19 protein-coding genes are annotated in these 17,371 nt (G+C 72.4%); 12 read left to right on the top strand and 7 right to left on the bottom strand.

Annotated features, from left to right (window positions below; translation table 11 throughout):
* Nucleotides 1-4: 4 nt before the first annotated feature.
* Nucleotides 5-805 carry a 2-cyclohexenylcarbonyl CoA isomerase gene (chcB, locus tag FHS39_RS02405; RefSeq protein ID WP_184346056.1) on the bottom strand — a complete coding sequence of 267 codons (801 nt, stop codon included), beginning with the start codon at nucleotides 803-805 and terminating at the stop codon, nucleotides 5-7.
* 347 nt (nucleotides 806-1,152) lie between these two features.
* Between chcB and FHS39_RS02400 the strand changes: the two genes are divergently transcribed.
* Complete coding sequence (locus FHS39_RS02400; protein WP_086831452.1) at nucleotides 1,153-1,320, top strand: DUF3117 domain-containing protein; 168 nt, start codon at nucleotides 1,153-1,155, stop codon at nucleotides 1,318-1,320.
* 129 nt (nucleotides 1,321-1,449) lie between these two features.
* On the opposite strand, the gene FHS39_RS02395 is transcribed toward FHS39_RS02400, so the two are convergent.
* Nucleotides 1,450-2,094 (bottom strand): O-methyltransferase, encoded by a 645-nt coding sequence (locus FHS39_RS02395; RefSeq protein WP_343069367.1) that lies wholly within the window; start codon nucleotides 2,092-2,094, stop codon nucleotides 1,450-1,452.
* A gap of 206 nt (nucleotides 2,095-2,300) precedes the next feature.
* On the opposite strand from FHS39_RS02395, the gene sigE reads away from it, so the two are divergent.
* The 5 genes from sigE to FHS39_RS02370 all read left to right on the top strand — a co-directional run bounded on the left by sigE (nucleotide 2,301) and on the right by FHS39_RS02370 (nucleotide 6,978).
* Nucleotides 2,301-3,077, top strand: coding sequence for an RNA polymerase sigma factor SigE (gene sigE / locus FHS39_RS02390; protein ID WP_078847808.1), 777 nt, complete (start codon nucleotides 2,301-2,303; stop codon nucleotides 3,075-3,077).
* Nucleotides 3,074-3,835, top strand: a complete 762-nt coding sequence (locus FHS39_RS02385) for a zf-HC2 domain-containing protein (protein ID WP_184346055.1) — start codon at nucleotides 3,074-3,076, stop codon at nucleotides 3,833-3,835. The genes sigE and FHS39_RS02385 overlap by 4 nt, the downstream gene beginning before the upstream one ends.
* An 89-nt stretch (nucleotides 3,836-3,924) precedes the next feature.
* On the top strand, nucleotides 3,925-5,577 hold the full coding sequence (locus tag FHS39_RS02380; RefSeq protein ID WP_184346054.1) for a S1C family serine protease: 1,653 nt from the start codon (nucleotides 3,925-3,927) through the stop codon (nucleotides 5,575-5,577).
* A gap of 161 nt (nucleotides 5,578-5,738) precedes the next feature.
* The gene (locus tag FHS39_RS02375; protein WP_045933375.1) at nucleotides 5,739-6,167 is read left to right on the top strand and encodes a sec-independent translocase; all 429 of its coding nucleotides are present in this window, start codon (nucleotides 5,739-5,741) and stop codon (nucleotides 6,165-6,167) included.
* A 118-nt stretch (nucleotides 6,168-6,285) separates the two neighbouring features.
* Complete coding sequence (locus FHS39_RS02370) at nucleotides 6,286-6,978, top strand: hypothetical protein (RefSeq protein ID WP_184346053.1); 693 nt, start codon at nucleotides 6,286-6,288, stop codon at nucleotides 6,976-6,978.
* Between the two features lie 77 nt (nucleotides 6,979-7,055).
* Here FHS39_RS02370 and FHS39_RS02365 read toward each other — a convergent pair whose 3' ends face one another.
* From FHS39_RS02365 to FHS39_RS02355, 3 genes are read right to left on the bottom strand one after another with little or no spacing between them, the layout of a single operon-like run.
* Complete coding sequence (locus FHS39_RS02365; RefSeq protein WP_184346052.1) at nucleotides 7,056-8,210, bottom strand: Mrp/NBP35 family ATP-binding protein; 1,155 nt, start codon at nucleotides 8,208-8,210, stop codon at nucleotides 7,056-7,058.
* A 41-nt stretch (nucleotides 8,211-8,251) separates the two neighbouring features.
* Nucleotides 8,252-8,794: a DUF1003 domain-containing protein gene (locus FHS39_RS02360; protein ID WP_184346667.1), complete on the bottom strand. Its 543-nt coding sequence runs from the start codon at nucleotides 8,792-8,794 to the stop codon at nucleotides 8,252-8,254.
* Between the two features lie 40 nt (nucleotides 8,795-8,834).
* Complete coding sequence (locus FHS39_RS02355; protein WP_184346051.1) at nucleotides 8,835-10,142, bottom strand: magnesium transporter MgtE N-terminal domain-containing protein; 1,308 nt, start codon at nucleotides 10,140-10,142, stop codon at nucleotides 8,835-8,837.
* A 178-nt stretch (nucleotides 10,143-10,320) separates the two neighbouring features.
* Between FHS39_RS02355 and FHS39_RS02350 the strand changes: the two genes are divergently transcribed.
* Complete coding sequence (locus FHS39_RS02350; RefSeq protein ID WP_045933371.1) at nucleotides 10,321-11,115, top strand: hypothetical protein; 795 nt, start codon at nucleotides 10,321-10,323, stop codon at nucleotides 11,113-11,115.
* A gap of 27 nt (nucleotides 11,116-11,142) precedes the next feature.
* Here FHS39_RS02350 and FHS39_RS02345 read toward each other — a convergent pair whose 3' ends face one another.
* Entirely contained in the window at nucleotides 11,143-11,643 is a 501-nt protein-coding gene (locus FHS39_RS02345) for a hypothetical protein (RefSeq protein ID WP_184346050.1), read from the bottom strand.
* 49 nt (nucleotides 11,644-11,692) lie between these two features.
* Here FHS39_RS02345 and FHS39_RS02340 point away from each other — a divergent pair, with 49 nt between their 5' ends.
* On the top strand, nucleotides 11,693-12,679 hold the full coding sequence (locus tag FHS39_RS02340; protein ID WP_425507726.1) for a DMT family transporter: 987 nt from the start codon (nucleotides 11,693-11,695) through the stop codon (nucleotides 12,677-12,679).
* On the opposite strand, the gene FHS39_RS02335 is transcribed toward FHS39_RS02340, so the two are convergent.
* Complete coding sequence (locus tag FHS39_RS02335) at nucleotides 12,657-13,766, bottom strand: magnesium and cobalt transport protein CorA (RefSeq protein WP_184346048.1); 1,110 nt, start codon at nucleotides 13,764-13,766, stop codon at nucleotides 12,657-12,659. The genes FHS39_RS02340 and FHS39_RS02335 overlap by 23 nt on opposite strands.
* A 484-nt stretch (nucleotides 13,767-14,250) precedes the next feature.
* On the opposite strand from FHS39_RS02335, the gene FHS39_RS02330 reads away from it, so the two are divergent.
* From FHS39_RS02330 to FHS39_RS02315, 4 genes are all read left to right on the top strand, one after another.
* Entirely contained in the window at nucleotides 14,251-14,853 is a 603-nt protein-coding gene (locus tag FHS39_RS02330) for a suppressor of fused domain protein (RefSeq protein ID WP_045933367.1), read from the top strand.
* 99 nt (nucleotides 14,854-14,952) lie between these two features.
* Nucleotides 14,953-15,594, top strand: coding sequence for a DUF6758 family protein (locus FHS39_RS02325; protein WP_184346047.1), 642 nt, complete (start codon nucleotides 14,953-14,955; stop codon nucleotides 15,592-15,594).
* A 107-nt stretch (nucleotides 15,595-15,701) separates the two neighbouring features.
* The gene (locus FHS39_RS02320; RefSeq protein ID WP_184346046.1) at nucleotides 15,702-16,565 is read left to right on the top strand and encodes a PHP domain-containing protein; all 864 of its coding nucleotides are present in this window, start codon (nucleotides 15,702-15,704) and stop codon (nucleotides 16,563-16,565) included.
* A 171-nt stretch (nucleotides 16,566-16,736) separates the two neighbouring features.
* Nucleotides 16,737-17,342 (top strand): MarC family protein, encoded by a 606-nt coding sequence (locus FHS39_RS02315; protein ID WP_045933364.1) that lies wholly within the window; start codon nucleotides 16,737-16,739, stop codon nucleotides 17,340-17,342.
* Nucleotides 17,343-17,371: the final 29 nt, after the last annotated feature.

Genomic DNA, 17,371 nt, shown 5'->3' with positions numbered 1-17,371 from the left:
GCGCTCAGCGGCCCACGTACCGCGGCTTCTCCTTGTTGAGGAAGGCCGCGACGGCGATGTCGTGGTCCTCCGACGCGCCCGCGCGGGCCTGCAGCTCCTCCTCCTTCACCAGCGCCTGGGCCAGCGAGTGCCCGGCTGCGTAGTCCAGCGACTCCTTGATCGCCGCATAGGCGGCCGTCGGACCGGACGCCAGGCGCCGGGCCACCGCGGCGGCCTCCGCGGCCAGCTCCGCCGCCGGCACGACCTTGTCGGCGAGCCCGAGCTCGTACGCCTCCTGCGCCTCGACGTTGCGCGGGAAGAGCAGCAGGTCGGTGGCGCGGCCGCGGCCGACGAGGCGGGGGAGGGTCCACGAAACGCCCGAGTCGGCGGTGAGCGCGACCCCGGCGAAGGAGGTGTTGAAGGCGGCCGTGTCCGCGACGACGCGGTAGTCCGCCGCGAAGGCGAAGCCCGCCCCGGCGCCCGCCGCTACGCCGTTGACCCCGGCGACGACCGGCTTCGGCATCTGCGTGATCGCGGTGACGATGGGGTTGTAGTGGTCCCGGACGGTGTCCATGGTCGTCCGGGTGCCGTTCTCGTGGTCGGCCGCCAGCGAGGCGACGTGCTCCTTGAGATCCTGTCCCACGCAGAAGGCGCGCCCGGTGGCGGTGAGCAGCACGGCCCGGACGGCCGGGTCCGCGGCGGCCTGGAGCAGGGTGTCGCGCAGGGCGGCCTTGGCCTCCGTGTTCAGCGCGTTCATGGCGTCGGGACGATTGAGCGTGATCGTCGCGAGCCCGTCGGACACCTCGTACAGCACGGTGTCGGCCATGGTGCGGTCCCTCCCTCGGTCGGCTGTGGCTGGGGGCACCCCCATGCCGTTGAGGCCATGGGGGAGGTCAGCGCTCAGCATGCCGGAGATCAACCGGAGCCGATATGTGACCTGCGTCAAATAATCCGGGCCCCTCACCCGCCCGAGGGGGGTGTCCCGGTACACCGTGATCGCCGAATTGGGTGGTTTTGCGGGCGCGCGTTGCCGAAGGGATGCAGACCGATGTTGGTCATTGGGTCGTGCGATGCGGGATAATGGCCTGGAAGCAATGTGTTCGATGCCGGTGAAGCGTGCCCATCAAGGGTCGGTCGGCTGACGATGAGCTGGTTTCAGGAAGGGGAACGAGCATGGCGGCCATGAAGCCGCGGACGGGCGATGGCCCGCTCGAGGTGACCAAGGAGGGGCGGGGCATCGTCATGCGGGTTCCGCTCGAGGGCGGCGGTCGTCTCGTCGTCGAGCTCACACCGCAGGAAGCCGAGGAACTCGGTGAGGCCCTGAAGAAGGTCGTCGGCTGACGCACGGCGCGGCCCACAATTTTCGCACTGCCCCGGCAGCCGGCGGTCCGCCCGGTCCGGGGCAGTGGCCTGTCCGGAGCGATTTCGGGGAGCCTTTGGGGGCCTTTGGGGGCCCGTCCGGTTCCGGGGTCAGCCGCGGGTGACGGCGCACAGCAGGCCGTCGCCCACCGGCAGGAGCGAGGGCACCAGGACGGTGGACTCCCGCACCGCCCGCAGCAGTTCGCGCAGCCGCTGCACCTCGGCGGGCTGCTGGGCGGAGTCGACGGTACGGCCGTCGGCGAAGACGCCCTCGAAGCAGACCAGGCCGCCCGGGCGCAGCAGGCGCAACGATTCGGCTAGGTAGTCCAGGTACTCCAGCCGGTCGCCGTCGCAGAACACCAGGTCGTACCCGCCGTCGGCGAGGCGCGGGAGCACTTCCAGCGCGCGGCCGGGGATGAAGCGCGCCCGGTTGCCCGCGAAGCCCGCGGCGCGGAACGCCTGCCGGGCGAACTGCTGGCACTCGGGGTCGCTGTCCACGGTCGTCAGCACGCCGTCGGGGCGCATGCCGTGCAGGAGATGGATGCCGGAGACGCCGGTGCCGGTGCCGATCTCGGCGACGGCCTTGGCGTCCACGGCGGCGGCGAGCATGCGCAGGGCGGCGCCGGTGCCGGACGACACCGAGCAAAGACCTGCCTCGACGGCCCGGTCACGGGCCCAGCCCAAAGCAGCATCGTGGGCATTCTCGACGCCGTACGCATCGGCGAACGCCCAGTTCGTCCACCGGTTGCCGGTAATGGCCCTCTCCTGTCCCCGTAGTGACGCAACCGTGACTGTATCCGCTGCCCGCGGGAACCCGCAGATGGGACCGGGCGTTGAAAAGGGCGGGAGGGGCGCGCAAAGCCTTGCGGAGGCCGGTGTTCCGGTGCCGGGGCGGCATGCGGCGACCCAAGACCAAAAAGCGGGTCAAAAATGCTTATCCGGAGCTAACGGGCGAGGTGGATATGGTAGGGGCTCCACTGGACACCACCAGAGCCGACAGGGGAGGTGCGGCTGCGGGTGGCGACCGCCGAGGTGTGCTCAGGCGCTTCCTCAGGTCCGCTGCCGAGCCGAAATCCGTGACCTACACCGCTGACAGTTCCCACGCCACCAGCTCCGCAACCACCGCGACTTTCGCCACCGATGCGGATCCGTCGGCGTGGACGCCTCCCACCTGGGAGGAGATCGTCAGCACGCACAGCGCACGGGTCTATCGCCTCGCCTACCGCCTCACCGGCAACCAGCACGACGCCGAGGACCTCACCCAGGAGGTCTTCGTCCGGGTCTTCCGCTCGCTGTCCACGTACACCCCGGGCACGTTCGAGGGCTGGCTGCACCGCATCACCACCAACCTCTTCCTGGACATGGTCCGGCGCCGGCAGCGCATCCGCTTCGACGCCCTGGGCGAGGACGCCGCCGAGCGGCTCCCCAGCCGTGAGCCCTCCCCCCAGCAGCACTTCAACGACACGCACTTCGACGCGGACGTCCAGCAGGCGCTCGACACCCTCGCCCCGGAGTTCCGCGCGGCCGTGGTGCTGTGCGACATCGAGGGGCTGTCCTACGAGGAGATCGCCGCGACCCTGGGCGTCAAGCTCGGCACCGTGCGCAGCCGCATCCACCGCGGCCGCTCGCACCTGCGCAAGGCGCTCCAGCACCGCTCGCCCGCCGCCCGGGCCGAACAGCGCGCCGTGGCGGGAGTGGCCCCCGGCGTTGCATTGGGTGGGGAGGTAGGGATCGCGTGACCGGTTCAGGCGGTCAGTCCCCCGCCGAGCACCACCTCGGCGACCGCCTCGCGGCCCTGGTCGACGGGGAGTTGGGACACGATTCGCGGGAGCGGGTGCTGGCGCACCTCGCCACCTGCTGGAAATGCAAAGCCGAAGCCGATGCGCAGCGTCGGCTCAAGAACGCGTTCGCGCAGGCGGCACCGCCGCCGCTGTCCGATTCCCTGCTCGCCCGGCTGCAAGGCCTGCCCGGCGGGGGCACGGGCGAGGGCGGCGGACGGTTCGGCCCCCCTGCCGGCGACGGGGAGGACGATGCCGAAGGCCGGGGAAGAGGCGGCGCCGCCGAGACCTTCGTCCTTCTCCCGGCCGTCGGTCCGCAGCCGCGTGAGCGGGGCTTTCGCATCCACGAGGCCGAGCGCGGCTCCGTGCGCGGGCGCCGCTTCGCCTTCGCGGCCGCCGGAGCCGTCTCGCTGGCGGCCTTCGCCCTGGTCGGGGCCCAGCCGCTGGGGTCGCCCGGGGAGGTCGCCCAGGCCCGGGGCGGCGATGCCGGCACGGCCACCACATCGCTGGCGATGACCCCGGGCCAGGCCCGTGCCGAGCAGCGCGGCCCCGCACGGTCGCTCGCCGCCCCGGCGGCGACGCCGTTCCTCGCCGCGGCCCTGCTGCGCCCCTCCGACGCACCGGTGCTCCCGCCGCTGCTGCGCACCGCCCGCTCCTTCGCACCGGCCGCCCCGGCGCAGCCCGAGGCGGCGCAGCAGCGGGCGACCGCCTCCCACTGAGCCCTCCTGTCGGAGGGACCTGGTTGAATCCCTGGTGGGCGCGCACCCCTTGGGCTGCGCGCCCCCGGACTGAGCGGGTGGGGAGAGGGATGGACGAGGGCACGTCGCGGGCTTCGGAGCCGGAGGCGGCGGACGCCGCCGGGCAGGACGGCGGGGCGGCTCCCGCCCCCGGCAGCGGTGCCCGGACGCCTCTGCACGCCCCTGATCCGTACGGCACCCCTCCCTACGGCCGTCCGGGCCCCTGGGCGCCGGCTCCGCCCGTCCTGCGGCCCGCGGTGACGCCCCCGCAGGGCACACACCTGCCGCCCGACGCCCGGATACCGGCGGCTCCCCAGCCGGAGCCGCACCCGTACCCCCAGCCGGTCCCGCAGCAGCAGCCTCAGCAGTCCCAGCCGGTCCCGCCGCCGGACCCGCACCCGTACCCCCAGCCGTACGTTCCCGCGCAGCAGCTGCCGCCCCAGCCGCAGCCCGAGGCGCACCCGTACGCCCAGCCCCAGCCCCAGCCCACCCCCGCGCAGGGCACCGCCCTGCCGCACGCCCTCGCGGACTGCCAGGCCCCCGCTCCGCAGGGGCCCTGGCAGTACGACCCCTGGGCCGCATCTACGCAGGCCGCAGCGGCCCCTGCCGCCAGGCCGGGGCCCGGGCGCGGCAGGATCCTCGCCGGAGCCGTCGTGCTGGCGTTGGTCGCGGGCGGAATCGGCGGCGGGATCGGGGCCTACCTCGAGCGCGACGGCGGCGGCGGTGGCCGCCACCTGACGCTGCCGCAGTCCGCCGCCGGCAAGACGGACCGCGATCCCGGCAGCATCGCCGGGATCGCCGCCCGGGCGCTGCCCGGCGTGGTCACGATCCACGTCCGCGGCAGCAGCGAGCAGGGCACGGGCACCGGCTTCGTGCTCGACAAGCAGGGCCACATCCTGACCAACAACCACGTCGTCCAGCCGGCGGGCTCGAACGGGTCCATATCGGTGACGTTCAACGGCGGCCAGACGGCCAAGGCCACCGTCGTGGGCCGCGACGGCGGCTACGACCTGGCCGTCATCAAGGTCAGCGGGGTCTCGGGGCTCACCCCGCTCTCCCTCGGCAACTCCGACTCCGTCCGCGTCGGCGACTCCGTCGTCGCCATCGGCGCCCCCTTCGACCTGGCGGGCACGGTCACCACGGGCATCATCAGCGCCAAGGAGCGCCCGATCACCGCGGGCGGGCAGAAGGAGGACGGCAGCGACGTCAGCTACGTGGACGCCCTGCAGACCGACGCCCCGATCAACCCCGGCAACTCCGGCGGGCCCCTGATGGACTCCGAGTGCCGGGTCATCGGCATCAACAGCGCCATCCGCTCCGCCGGCGCCTCCGGCTCCGGCGCCCAGGGCGGCAGCATCGGCCTGGGCTTCGCCATACCGGTCAACCAGGCCAAGCGCGTCGCCGAGGAGCTGATCAACACCGGCCGCGCCACCCATCCGGTGATTGGTGTCGCGCTCGACATGGGCTACTCGGGCGACGGCGCACGGGTGAAGTCCGAGAACTCCGGCGACCCCGCCGTCTCCCCGGGCGGTCCGGGCGAGAAGGCGGGCATCCGCCCCGGCGACGTGATCAAAAAAGTGGACGGCGCTGCCGTGCACAGCGGCCCGGAGCTTATCGTCAAGATTCGCAGTCACCGGCCGGGCGATCCCCTCGCCCTGACCGTCGAGCGCGACGGCAAGGAGCGGGACGTACGCCTGGTCCTGGGCTCGGCGAACGCCGGCTGACGGCCCCCGCCGAGGGCCGTCGGCGGGGGTGTCCGCGAAGGTGACGACGGACACCCTTGGCCTGATGTTGGCCCAGGTGTCTCCCACGCCGCCCGTACGGCCAGGTACCGTGATAGACGGCCATTGACCGGGGCCACTGACGTCTCAAGGAGCTGTGCAACGTGCTGGACATAGGACCCCTCGAGCTCGTCTCGCTCGTCGTCCTCGCGGTGCTCATCTTCGGCCCCGACAAGCTGCCGAAGCTCATCCAGGACGTGTCGAGCACGCTGCGCAAGATCCGCCAGTTCTCCGACAACGCCAAGGAGGACATCCGCTCCGAGCTCGGCCCCGAGTTCAAGGACTTCGAATTCGAGGACCTGAACCCGAAGGCCTTCGTCCGCAAGCACGTGCTGGACAAGGACGAGCTCGGCCTGAAGGAGATCCGCAACGGCTTCGACTTCAAGGCGGAGATGACGGACGTGACGGACGCCGTGCACGGCCGCACCCCCGACCCGGCACAGCCCGCCTCCCCGGGCACCCCGGACCTGCTCAAGAAGCAGGAGGGGCTCCGGCCGGGCGAGCGTCCGCCCTACGACGCCGACGCCACCTGAGCCGCGCGGATGCCGGGCCCCATTGACGGGGGTGGCTATCCTCCCTTTGTTTGGGGTGCAGTCACCCAGGGGGGTGGGCGCGCCCAGGACGACAGGGCTACGAGGAGGCGCCACGCCGATGGAGACGACTAGCCGGGCCGGGTCGCAAGGGGTCGGCTCGTCCGACGGGTCCGCCGTGGAGGCAGGGGTGCCACAGGGCGGACTCGGTGCGCGGCGGTCGGTCGACGGCTATCTGCTGGCTTCGTTCCCGTGGTACGGCCTGGACGAGGCGTACACCGGGCGGCGCTGGCTGATGCAGGTGGGCGCCGCCGCCGACGGTACGGTCGAGCACGGCTCGACGGGCCACGGCGTGGAGCCCCAGCTGCGCATGGGCCGGGTCGTGCACGACACGGCCACACAGCGCTTCGCGGTCGTCGTCACCGTCGCCGCCCTCCCGGTGCGGCGCAGTGCGGACGGCACGGGCGTGCTGGAGGCCACCTCGGTCTCCTCGGCCGCCTGGCTCGCCGGGTCCGGGCTGCTGGCCTGCACCTGGCCCTTCCAGATGGAGCGCGCCCTGCGGCAGGACTGGCTGGACCAGCAGACGGCTCTGGCCTGGGAGCTCGCCGACCGCTTGGACGAGGAGCCGTGGTCGACGCTGTCGCTGCCGGTCGGCGGCGTGCCGACGGACTTCCGCTACCGCGAGTCCGAGTACGGCTGGGTCCTCGCCGGCTCCGCCGAGGGCGGCGTCCATGTGGGTGCGTACGGCCGGGGGATGAGCGCCTACGGCATGGGCTTCTCGGTGATCAAGGACATCACGTCGTACGAGCGCTGAGGCGCGCACGGCGCCGAGGACATACGAGTAAGGGGCGCTCTCCCTGGAGAGCGCCCCTTACTGCCGCCTCGGCGGAATCAGAACTTGTTGCGCGGGGTGATGCCCAGCGACATGCCGGACAGGCCGCGCTGCCGGCCGCCCAGCTTGCCCGCGATGGCCCGCAGGGCGCTGCCCGCGGGGGAGTCGGGGTCGGTCAGGACCACCGGCTTGCCCTCGTCGCCGCCCTCGCGCAGCCGGACGTCGATCGGGATCGCGCCGAGCACCGGGACGTTGGCGCCCGTGGTGCGGGTCAGCCCGTCGGCGACGCTCTGGCCGCCGCCCGTGCCGAAGACGTCGACCATCTCGTCGCAGTGCGGGCACGGCAGCCCGGACATGTTCTCCACGACGCCGACGATCTTCTGGTGGGTCTGCACGGCGATCGACCCGGCGCGCTCGGCGACCTCGGCGGCGGCCTGCTGGGGCGTCGTCACCACCAGGATCTCCGCGTTCGGCACCAGCTGGGCGACGGAGATCGCGATGTCGCCGGTGCCCGGCGGCAGGTCGAGCAGCAGCACGTCGAGGTCGCCCCAGTAGACGTCCGCGAGGAACTGCTGCAGCGCCCGGTGCAGCATGGGGCCGCGCCAGACCACGGGCGCGTTGCCCGGGGTGAACATGCCGATCGAGATGACCTTCACGCCGTTGGCCGACGGCGGCATGATCATGTTCTCGACCTGGGTGGGCTTGCCGTCCGCGCCGAGCATGCGCGGCACCGAGTGGCCGTAGATGTCCGCGTCCACGACGCCGACCTTCAGGCCGTCGGCGGCCATCGCCGCCGCCAGGTTGACCGTCACCGAGGACTTGCCGACGCCGCCCTTGCCGGAGGCCACCGCGTAGACGCGGGTCAGCGAGCCGGGCTTGGCGAACGGCACCTCGCGCTCGGCCTGGCCGCCGCGCAGCGAGGCCGCGAGCTCGCGGCGCTGCTCGTCGCTCATCACGTCCAGTTCGACGGCGACGGAGGTGACGCCCTCGACGCCCTCGACGGCCTTGCGCACGTTGTTGGTGATCGTCTCCCGCATGGGGCAGCCGGAGACCGTCAGATAGACCGCCACGGCGACCGCACCGTCCGCCGCGATGTCGACCGATTTGACCATTCCCAGTTCGGTGATGGGGCGCTGGATCTCGGGGTCGATCACCGTCGCGAGCGCGGCGTGGATCGCCTCGTCGCTCGGAGACGCGTACGTGTGGGTAGCCATACGGTGATGGTACGACCCACGGGCGGGGCCGGGGACAGCCCTCAGCGGTCGCCTTCCTCACTCTCCTGGGGGAATACCCGCCGCTGTTCCAGCTCCCTGACGAGGTCCTGGAACTCGGAGCGGATCCAGTCCCGCGTCGCCACCTCGCCGAGGCCCATCCGCAGCGCCGCGATCTCGCGCGTCAGGTACTCGGTGTCCGCGATCGACCGCTCGTTCTGCTTGCGGTCCTGCTCCAGGTTGACCCGGTCGCGGTCGTCCTGCCGGTTCTGCGCCAGCAGGATCAGCGGGGCGGCGTACGAGGCCTGCAGCGAGAGCACCAGCGTCAGGAAGATGAAGGGGTAATTGTCGAACCGCAGGTGGCCGGGGACCGAGGTGTTCCACACCACCCAGAGGATGATGACGACCGTCATCCAGACGATGAAGCGCCCGGTGCCCAGGAAACGGGCGATCCGCTCCGACATCCGCCCGAAGGCCTCGGGGTCGTACTCCGGTAGCCAGCGCCGCCGCTTCACCCGCGGCAGGTCCAGCCGCACCCGGGGATGGGGGTGGCCGTGCGGGTGCACCGCGGCCGATTCCGTCTTCACCCGCTCGGCCCGGTCGGCGCGCTGGCCGGGCCGCAGCCGTTCATTGCCCACCACGGGACACCTCCGGCAGGGTGCCGACCTCGCTCATCCCGGGCGCACCGTGGTGCAGCTCGGTCTCGCGCCAGTCGTCGGGCAGTAGGTGGTCCAGGACGTCGTCCACGGTGACCGCGCCCAGCAGCGAGCCGCTGTCGTCCACCACGGGGGCGGCCACCATGTTGTACGTCGCCAGGTAGCTGGTGACGGCGGGCAGCGGGGTGTCCGGCGGCAGCGGCCGCAGATCGGTGTCGGCGATGGAGCCGACGAGCGCGAAGGGCGGGTCCCGCAGCAGCCGCTGGAAATGCACGGTGCCCAGGTACTTGCCCGTCGGGGTCTCGTCGGGGGGCCGGCAGACGTAGACCTGCGCGGCGAGCGCGGGGGAGAGGTCGGGGTTGCGCACCCGGGCCAGCGCGTCGGCCACGGTCGCGTCCGGGCGCAGCACGATCGGCTCGGTGGTCATCAGGCCGCCCGCGGTGCGCTCCTCGTAGGCGAGCAGGCGCCGGACGTCCGCCGCGTCGTCCGGCTGCATCAGCGTCAGCAGCCGCTCCATCTCCTCCTCCGGCAGCTCCGAGAGCAGGTCGGCGGCGTCGTCGGGGTCCATGGCCTCCAGGACGTCGGCGGCGCGCTCCTCCTTGAGCTTGCCGAGGATCTCGATCTGGTCGTCCTCCGGCAGCTCCTCCAGCACGTCCGCGAGCCGGTCGTCGTCCAGGGCCGCCGCGACCTCGGCCCGCCGCTTGGGCGAGAGGTGGTGCAGCACGTTGGCCAGGTCGGCGGGGCGCAGCTGCTCGAAGGTGGCCAGCAGGCTCGCCGCGCCCTGCCCGTGCTCCTCCAGGGAGAAGCCGGTGACGGCCGACCACTCGACGGTGAGCGTCTCGCCCTTGCGGCGCAGCGCGCCGCCCTTGCCGCGGCGGACGAAGACCTTGTCGATCTCCCAGTCGCGGCGGGCGGGCAGCTGGGTGAGGGACACGTCGAGGACGGTGACCTCCTCGCCCCCGTCGACCAGCTTCACCCGCCGGTCGAGCAGCTCGCCGAGGACCAGCGTCTCGGTGGGCCGCTGTTCGAAGCGCCGCATGTTGACCACGCCGGTGGTGATGACCTGGCCGGATTCCACGCCGGTGACCCGGGTCATGGGCAGGAAGATCCGGCGGCGGCTGACGACCTCCACGACCAGCCCGAGGACGCGCGGCGGCCGGCCGCCGACACGCAGCATCGCGACGACGTCGCGCACCCGGCCGACCTGGTCGCCGTTGGGGTCGAAGACGGCCACGCCCGAGAGGTGCGAGACGAACACCCGGGGGGCGCCTGCTGCCATGGCCGCATACCTCCTCCCGTGCCAGATGTCCGATTCAGGCTAACGCGCCCCGGTTCGCCCCGCCGAGGGAGAGGCGGCCGTACGGACTCCGTACGCACTCTGTACGGACTCCCGGCTTCCGGCCGTAGGCCTGCCGGGTACGCTGCCGTATCCCACTGGTAACAGGAGGCAAGAGCAGGTGCGAACCCGGAACGCGGCTGTTGTCGGGGCGCTGTGCGTCGGCCTGTCGGCGGTGCTCACGGCCTGCGGCGGGAGCGAGGACCCCGACGCCGGGACCAACGGCGTCGGCAAGCTGGAGGCCACGGCCATCCAGGAGAAGGCCCGTACGGCCGCCCGGGGCGCCGGCACGGTGCACCTCTCCGGCAACGTCGTCAGCCAGGGCCACACCTACCGGATCGACATGCGGCTGAAGAAGAACGGCGGCACGGGCCGGGTCTCCTCCTCCGGGGCCAGCGATTTCGAGCTGCTGCGGGTGGGGGACGACCTGTACCTGCGGGCTCCGGCGGGCTTCTGGTCCCGCAGCCCGTCGCCCTCCGCCTCGGCCTCCGCGTCCAAGGGCGACAAGGCGGCCGCGGCGGGCAAGCTGGACGACAAGTACGTCAAGGTGCCCTCCGACGACCCCGCCTACCAGCAGTTCAAGGGCTTCACCGACAAGGACGTGCTCCTCGACGGCCTGCTCGGCCTGCACGGCAAGCTGACCCGCGGCGAGCACGGCGCGGTCGGCGGCGTCCGCACCATCCGCGTCACCGGCGCGGGCGGCAGCGGCGGCACGCTCGACGTCTCCCTCACCGGCACGCCGTATCCGCTGCGGGTGCAGCGTGCGGGCGGTGCGGGGCAGCTGGAACTGGCGGACTGGGGCAAGGACTTCGCGCTGGCCGTCCCCGACAAGGGGCAGACGGTCGACTACGGCCAGCAGATGCGGATCCCCACCGGGGGCGGCGGCCAGGGGGCTGCGCTGCCCGGCGGGAACTGAGACCTGGCGGTCCTCAGAACCGGCTGCTTACCGCCGCCCCCGGCGCAGCAGTTTCGGCAGGGCCGCCGGCATGGCACGTCGTGTGGTCACCGGCGTGGCCAGCGGCTCGGCCGCCAGCGAGCCGTCCGGCAGCGGCGAGGTGTCGCCCGTGGGCGACAGCCGCACCACCCGGCACTCCCGGGCCCACCGCTCCTCCAGGCCCTCCGCGTCCGGTGCGTTCAGCCGCTTGCCCTTGAGCTCCGCGACGGCCGCCGTCCACTCCTCGCTCCCCGCCGGGACCTCGGCGACCCGTGCCGCCCACATGACGAGCCGGCCGCCCTTGTCCTTGCTGCGCACGGTCACGGTGGCCGTGCCGCCGTCCACCAGCCCGAGGCCGTCCAGCGGCTGCTCGCCGGGGCCGCCGACCAGCACGGCCGCGCCTTCGTGCCAGACGTGCCACAGGGCACGGCTGGGACCCGTGGGGCCCTGCACCCAGATCAGGCCGGACTTCTTGACGGCCTCTTCGATCAGCGCCTGCGTCTGCGTCATGCACTTACCTTATGACCCACGCGCACCACGTCCGGCCTACGCTGGGGGAGTGAGTCCTGCCCGTACGCGACGTGAAGCGCCACCGAGCCCCCCTGTCAGCGCCACGACGGCGGCCCACGCCTCCGTCCGTACCGACCTGATCCTGCTGGCGATAGCCATTGCGGGCGTCTCCCTCTCCGCCCCGCTGATCGCCGCCACCGTGGCCCCCGCCCTCGCCATCGCCTTCTGGCGCAACGCCATGGCCGTCGGCGCCCTCACCCCGCTCGCCCTGCTGCGCCACCGCGGCGAGCTGCGCGGCATGGGCCGTCGCGCGGTGCTGCTGTCCGTCGCCGCCGGGGCGCTGTTCGCCGTGCACTTCGGCGTCTGGCTGCCGAGCCTGCACATGACCTCGGTGGCCTCCTCGACCGCGCTGGTGACCACCACCCCGATCTGGACGACGCTCCTGCTGCGGCTGCGCGGCCACCGTCCGCCGGCCCTGGTCTGGGCGGGCATCGGCCTCGCCTTCCTCGGGGTCGTCATCCTGACCGGCGTCGATCTCTCGCTCTCGCCGCGCGCCCTCGCCGGGGACGCGCTCGCCCTGGCCGGGGGCGTGGCGGCGGCCGGCTACGTCCTGCTGGGCGCCGAGGTGCGCCGCACAGTGGGCACGGTCGCGTACACCTACGTCCTCTACACGACCACGACCGTGCTGCTGCTCGCCGTCTGCCTCGCCGGGGGCGTCTCCCTGGGCGGCTACAGCGGGGAGACCTGGGCGAAGCTGGCCGTGCTGACGGTGACCGCGCAGCTGCTGGGCCACTCGATCATCAACCGGGTCGTCAAGGGCCTGGGCCCGTCCGTCACGTCCACGGCGATCCTGCTGGAGACCCCGGGGGCGGCCCTGATCGCGGCGCTCTGGCTGGGGCAGCTGCCGTCGGCCGCGGCCTACCCGGCGCTGGTGGTCATCCTGACCGGCCTGGCCCTGGTCATCATGGAAGGCCGCCGGCGCGAGCCCCGGCCCGCCACCGCGGAGGCAGAGGTCAGAGCCAGCCGTTCCGCTTGAAGCCCCGGTGGATCCCCACACAGATGGCGACCGTGACGACCATGACCGCCGGGTAGCCGTACTTCCAGTGCAGTTCCGGCATGTTGTCGAAGTTCATGCCGTAGATCCCGGCGATCATCGTCGGGACGGCGCAGATGGCCGCCCATGAGGTGATCTTGCGGGCGTCCTCGTTCTGCGCGACGGACGCCTGGGCGAGGTTGGCCTGGAGGATGGAGTTGAGCAGGTCGTCGAAGGAGACCACCTGCTCGTGCACGCGCGCGAGGTGGTCGGCGACGTCGCGGAAGTACTTCTGGATGTCCGGGTCGACCAGCCGCATCGGCCGCTCGCTGAGCAGCTGCATCGGCCGGATCAGCGGGGTGACGGCCCGCTTGAACTCCAGCACCTCCCGCTTGAGCTGGTAGATGCGGCCCGCGTCGCCGCCCCGTCGCTGCCCCTTGGTGGGCTCGGAGAAGACGTCGATCTCGACCTCGTCTATGTCGTCCTGCACGGCGTCGGCCACGGCTATGTAGCCGTCGACCACCTGGTCGGCGATGGCGTGCAGCACGGCGGAGGGCCCCTTGCCGAGCAGCTGGGGGTCGTCCTGGAGGTGGTGGCGCAGCGCGCGCAGCGAGCCCTGGCCGCCGTGCCGGACGGTGATGATGAAGTCCGGGCCGGTGAAGCACATCACCTCGCCGGTCTCCACCACCTCGCTGGTGGCGGTCAGTTCGGCGTGCTCGACGTAGTGGATGGTCTTGAAGACGGTGAAGAGCGTGTCGTCGTAGCGCTCCAGCTTGGGCCGCTGGTGGGCGTGGACAGCGTCCTCCACGGCCAGCGGGTGCAGGCCGAACTCCCGGGCGATGCCCGCGAACTCCTGCTCCGTGGGCTCGTGCAGGCCGATCCAGGCGAAGCCGCCCTCGCTGCGGACACGCCGCATGGCCTCGGCGGGGCTGACGTGGTCGCTGGCCCGCTTGCCGTCGCGGTAGACGGCGCAGTCCACGACGGCGCTGTCGGTGGACGGGGCGCGGGTGGCGTCGTAGCCGCCGCCCTGGACGGGCACGCGGCGCAGGGCGGGGCGTACGGCGGCACGCAGATCACGGATCATCGACATGGCTGGCTCCTTCACGGGCCGGCCGTCAGCGGGGAACGCGGGGCGCAACGCTGCCCGAAACGCAGACGTGCGGCTGTGTGCAGCCGGGGCGTGGGTACGTCCGCACATCGGGCGGCGCTTCGTGCGGGAGCTGACGGCAGTTCGCGGAGAACTTCGCAGAGAACACGGAACAAAGCGAGAGAAAGGCGCTCTTCCGTCAAGTGCCGCGGGCGTGAAGAGACTTCCGAAGGTAATGCGGCGCGAAGGCCGGTTACGGAAGGCTTCGAATCACCAGGTGACGCGCGTCCGGAGCGGGAAGACGGGAGAACTGCCGGTACTGCACGGTCGACTAGGATCCACCGCAGCCCCACCTCCTCCGGCCGGTCCCTGCTGGGGGACGATCGTCACAACACTCGACCAGAGGTCAAGGCCAGGCCAGGCTAGCAGCCACCCGGAGTGTCAAGACCCCCCTTTGCCTGTTCGATACGCGTTCTATGCTCACTCCATGTCAGACCTTCTCGCACTGGTCGAAGCCCGGCTGCTGACGGCGCTGGGTGAGCCGGACGGCCGCGCCGCGGTGACCTTCCTGGGCACGGACCGCATCGAGGTCCTGCGTTTCACCACCGAGGACGAGGACCAGGGCGGCGCCGTCGTGCGCTACGCGACCCTCGGCATGTCCGCCCAGCCGATGGCGGATCCCACCGCCGTGCTCGCCGACCCGGTGCGCGGCCCGCGCGCCGAGCTGCTCCTCTCCGTACGGGCGGGCCGGGCCGACACGGACAAGGTGCTGCGCCCCCTGGCCGTGCTCGCCGCCTCCCCGCAAGTGGAGGGCGTGGTGGTCGCGCCGGGCGCCTCCCTGGACACCGGTGAGCCGTTGTGGCCGGGGGCGGCCTTCACCTCCGTGCTGGTGGGGGAGGGCGGTGGCCTGGTCGAGGACCTGGAGACGGACGCCCCGATGGACCCCGTCCGCTTCCTTCCGCTGCTGCCGATGACCCCCAACGAGGCGGCGTGGAAGCGGGTCCAGGGCGCGGCCGCGCTCCAGGAGCGCTGGCTGCGGCACGGCACCGACCTGCGCGACCCGCTGCGGCAGGGCGTCCCGCTGGGCTGAGGGGCGCAGTGGCCGAGGCGACGCTTTGGGCCATGACGGCCACGCCGACCGGGTGATCGTCCTTGACGCGACGGCGGCCCGGTAGGACCGTTGGAGGCTATGAGGGGCGAACCCAGTTGCCCGAAGTGCGGTGGCCGGGTGCGAGCGCCCGGTCTCTTCGCCGACTCCTGGCAGTGCGCTGTCCACGGCACGGTGCACCCCCTGCAGCCGGTCGTCCCGCCGAGCGTCGATGCGCTGGCCGTCGTGGTCCGGCGGGCCCGGGTCCCGGTCTGGATGCCCTGGCCGCTGCCCGTGGGCTGGCTCTTCACCGGCGTCGTCTGCGCGGGCGACGACCGCAACGGCGGCCGGGCCACCGCGGTCGCCTGCTCCGGCCCCGGCCCCCTCGGCGGCCCGGGGGAGCTCCTGCTGGTGGCCGAGGAGCTGGGTGTGGGCCTCGGCGCGCGCTACGCGGGCATCGACGGCCCGGATCCCGGCCCCCACATGTGCGTCAACCGCCCCCCGGACGCCAAGGTGCACGCGGCGGGCCGTCCCACCGCCCTGTGGCACGTCGGCGGCTCCCCCGGCGACCGCGCGGTCTTCGCGGGGGAGGCGTGCGGGCTGTGGCTGTGGGCGATCGTCTGGCCCGAGCGGTCGGGGCTGCTGATGTACGACGAGCTGGTGCTCACCGACCTGCGCGACGCCGGGGCCGAGGTCGATCTGCTGCCTTGCGGGGCGCTGTCGCCGCGCATTCTCTCGCCCTGATTGCGGGCGGGATCAGGCTTGAGATCACACGTGAAGGAGCCTGAGCGGCTTCGATCGGCAGTTATCCTGAACCGGTCCAGTCCGTTCGCTGTTTGGGAGCCCGTGTCGTGCGCATCGACTTGCACACCCACTCCACGGCCTCCGACGGCACCGACACACCCGCCGAGCTGGTGCGCAATGCCGCCGCCGCGGGGCTGGACGTCGTCGCGCTGACCGACCACGACGGGGTCGGCGGCCACGCGGAGGCCATCGCGGCCCTTCCCGCCGGGCTGACCCTCGTCACCGGCGCGGAGCTCTCCTGCCGCCTCGACGGCGGTGACGGCTTCAGCGTCCACATGCTGGCCTACCTCTTCGACCCGCTGGAGCCGGAGCTCGCCCGCGAGCGCGAGCTCGTCCGCGACGACCGCGAGCCGCGTGCCCGCGCCATGGTCGCCAAGCTCAACGAGCTGGGTGTGCCGGTGCGGTGGGAGCGCGTCGCCGAGATCGCAGGCGTTGGGGCCGTGGGCCGGCCGCACGTGGCCACCGCCATGGTAGAGCTCGGTGTGATCGACACCGTCTCCGACGCCTTCACCTCCGAATGGCTCGCCGGTGACGGCCGCGCCTTCGTCGAGAAGCACGAGCTGGACCCCTTCGACGCGATCCGCCTGGTCAAGGCGGCCGGCGGTGTCACCGTCCTCGCGCACCCGCTCGCCCTCAAGCGCGGCAACTGCATATCAGAGGGCGCCATCGCCGAGCTCGCCTCGGCCGGCCTGGACGGCGTCGAGGTGGACCACATGGACCACGACGCCCCCACCCGGGCCCGGCTGCGCGGCCTCGCCGCCGACCTCGGCCTGCTGGTGACCGGCTCCAGCGATTACCACGGCAGCCGCAAGACCTGTCGCCTGGGCGAGTTCACCACGGACCCGGAAATCTACGGCGAGATCACGCGCCGCGCGACGGGCGCCTTCCCCGTCCCCGGCGCGGGCGGCTGACCGCACCCGCCCTCCGGGGGCGCCTGCGCGGACACGGGTGACCGTGCCCGTACGCCTCCTCGCCCTCTCTCCTGCCTTCCCCCTCCGGCGCCGCCCTGCCCGCGCCCCCTGCCCGTACGTCTTCGCACGCACCGCTCCGCCCCGCACGCACCACTCTCGCAAGGCCTCACTGTGTTCGACATCGCTGTCTTCGGATCCCTCTTTCTCACCCTTTTTGTGATCATGGATCCGCCCGGCATCACGCCGATCTTCCTCGCCCTCACCTCGGGCCGCGCCTCCAAGGTCCAGCGGCGCATGGCCTGGCAGGCGGCGTCGGTCGCCTTCGGCGTGATCACCGTCTTCGGCATCTGCGGCCAGCAGATCCTGGACTACCTGCACATCACCACGCCCGCGCTGATGATCGCGGGCGGGCTGCTCCTGCTGCTGATCGCGCTCGACCTGCTGACGGGCAAGTCGGAGGAGCCGACGCAGACCAAGGACGTCAACGTCGCCCTGGTGCCGCTGGGCATGCCGCTGCTGGCGGGCCCCGGTGCGATCGTCTCGGTGATCCTCGCCGTGCAGCACGCGAACTCCTTCGCCGCGCAGGTCTCCGTCTGGTGCGCGATCGCCGCGATCCATGTGGTGCTGTGGCTGGTGATGCGCTACTCGCTGCTGATCATCCGGGTCATCAAGGACGGCGGCGTGGTGCTCGTGACGCGGCTCGCGGGCATGATGCTCTCCGCGCTCGCCGTGCAGCAGATCATCAACGGCATCACCCAGGTGATTACAAGTCGGTGACGGCCGCCCCTCGGACACAGAAGACCCCC

The sequence above is a fragment of the Streptomyces olivoverticillatus genome, assembly GCF_014203555.1.
Classification (GTDB): domain Bacteria; phylum Actinomycetota; class Actinomycetes; order Streptomycetales; family Streptomycetaceae; genus Streptomyces; species Streptomyces olivoverticillatus.
This window is presented reverse-complemented; position numbering and strand designations above follow the sequence as displayed.

Excerpts from the sequence above, each read along its gene's own strand:
- chcB (WP_184346056.1), bottom strand. The coding sequence starts at position 805 with ATGGCCGACACCGTGCTGTACGAGGTGTCCGACGGGCTCGCGACGATC.
- FHS39_RS02400 (WP_086831452.1), top strand. The coding sequence starts at position 1,153 with ATGGCGGCCATGAAGCCGCGGACGGGCGATGGCCCGCTCGAGGTGACC.
- sigE (WP_078847808.1), top strand. The coding sequence starts at position 2,301 with ATGGTAGGGGCTCCACTGGACACCACCAGAGCCGACAGGGGAGGTGCG.
- FHS39_RS02380 (WP_184346054.1), top strand. The coding sequence starts at position 3,925 with ATGGACGAGGGCACGTCGCGGGCTTCGGAGCCGGAGGCGGCGGACGCC.
- FHS39_RS02370 (WP_184346053.1), top strand. The coding sequence starts at position 6,286 with ATGGAGACGACTAGCCGGGCCGGGTCGCAAGGGGTCGGCTCGTCCGAC.
- FHS39_RS02365 (WP_184346052.1), bottom strand. The coding sequence starts at position 8,210 with ATGGCTACCCACACGTACGCGTCTCCGAGCGACGAGGCGATCCACGCC.
- FHS39_RS02355 (WP_184346051.1), bottom strand. The coding sequence starts at position 10,142 with ATGGCAGCAGGCGCCCCCCGGGTGTTCGTCTCGCACCTCTCGGGCGTG.
- FHS39_RS02345 (WP_184346050.1), bottom strand. The coding sequence starts at position 11,643 with ATGACGCAGACGCAGGCGCTGATCGAAGAGGCCGTCAAGAAGTCCGGC.
- FHS39_RS02335 (WP_184346048.1), bottom strand. The coding sequence starts at position 13,766 with ATGTCGATGATCCGTGATCTGCGTGCCGCCGTACGCCCCGCCCTGCGC.
- FHS39_RS02330 (WP_045933367.1), top strand. The coding sequence starts at position 14,251 with ATGTCAGACCTTCTCGCACTGGTCGAAGCCCGGCTGCTGACGGCGCTG.
- FHS39_RS02325 (WP_184346047.1), top strand. The coding sequence starts at position 14,953 with ATGAGGGGCGAACCCAGTTGCCCGAAGTGCGGTGGCCGGGTGCGAGCG.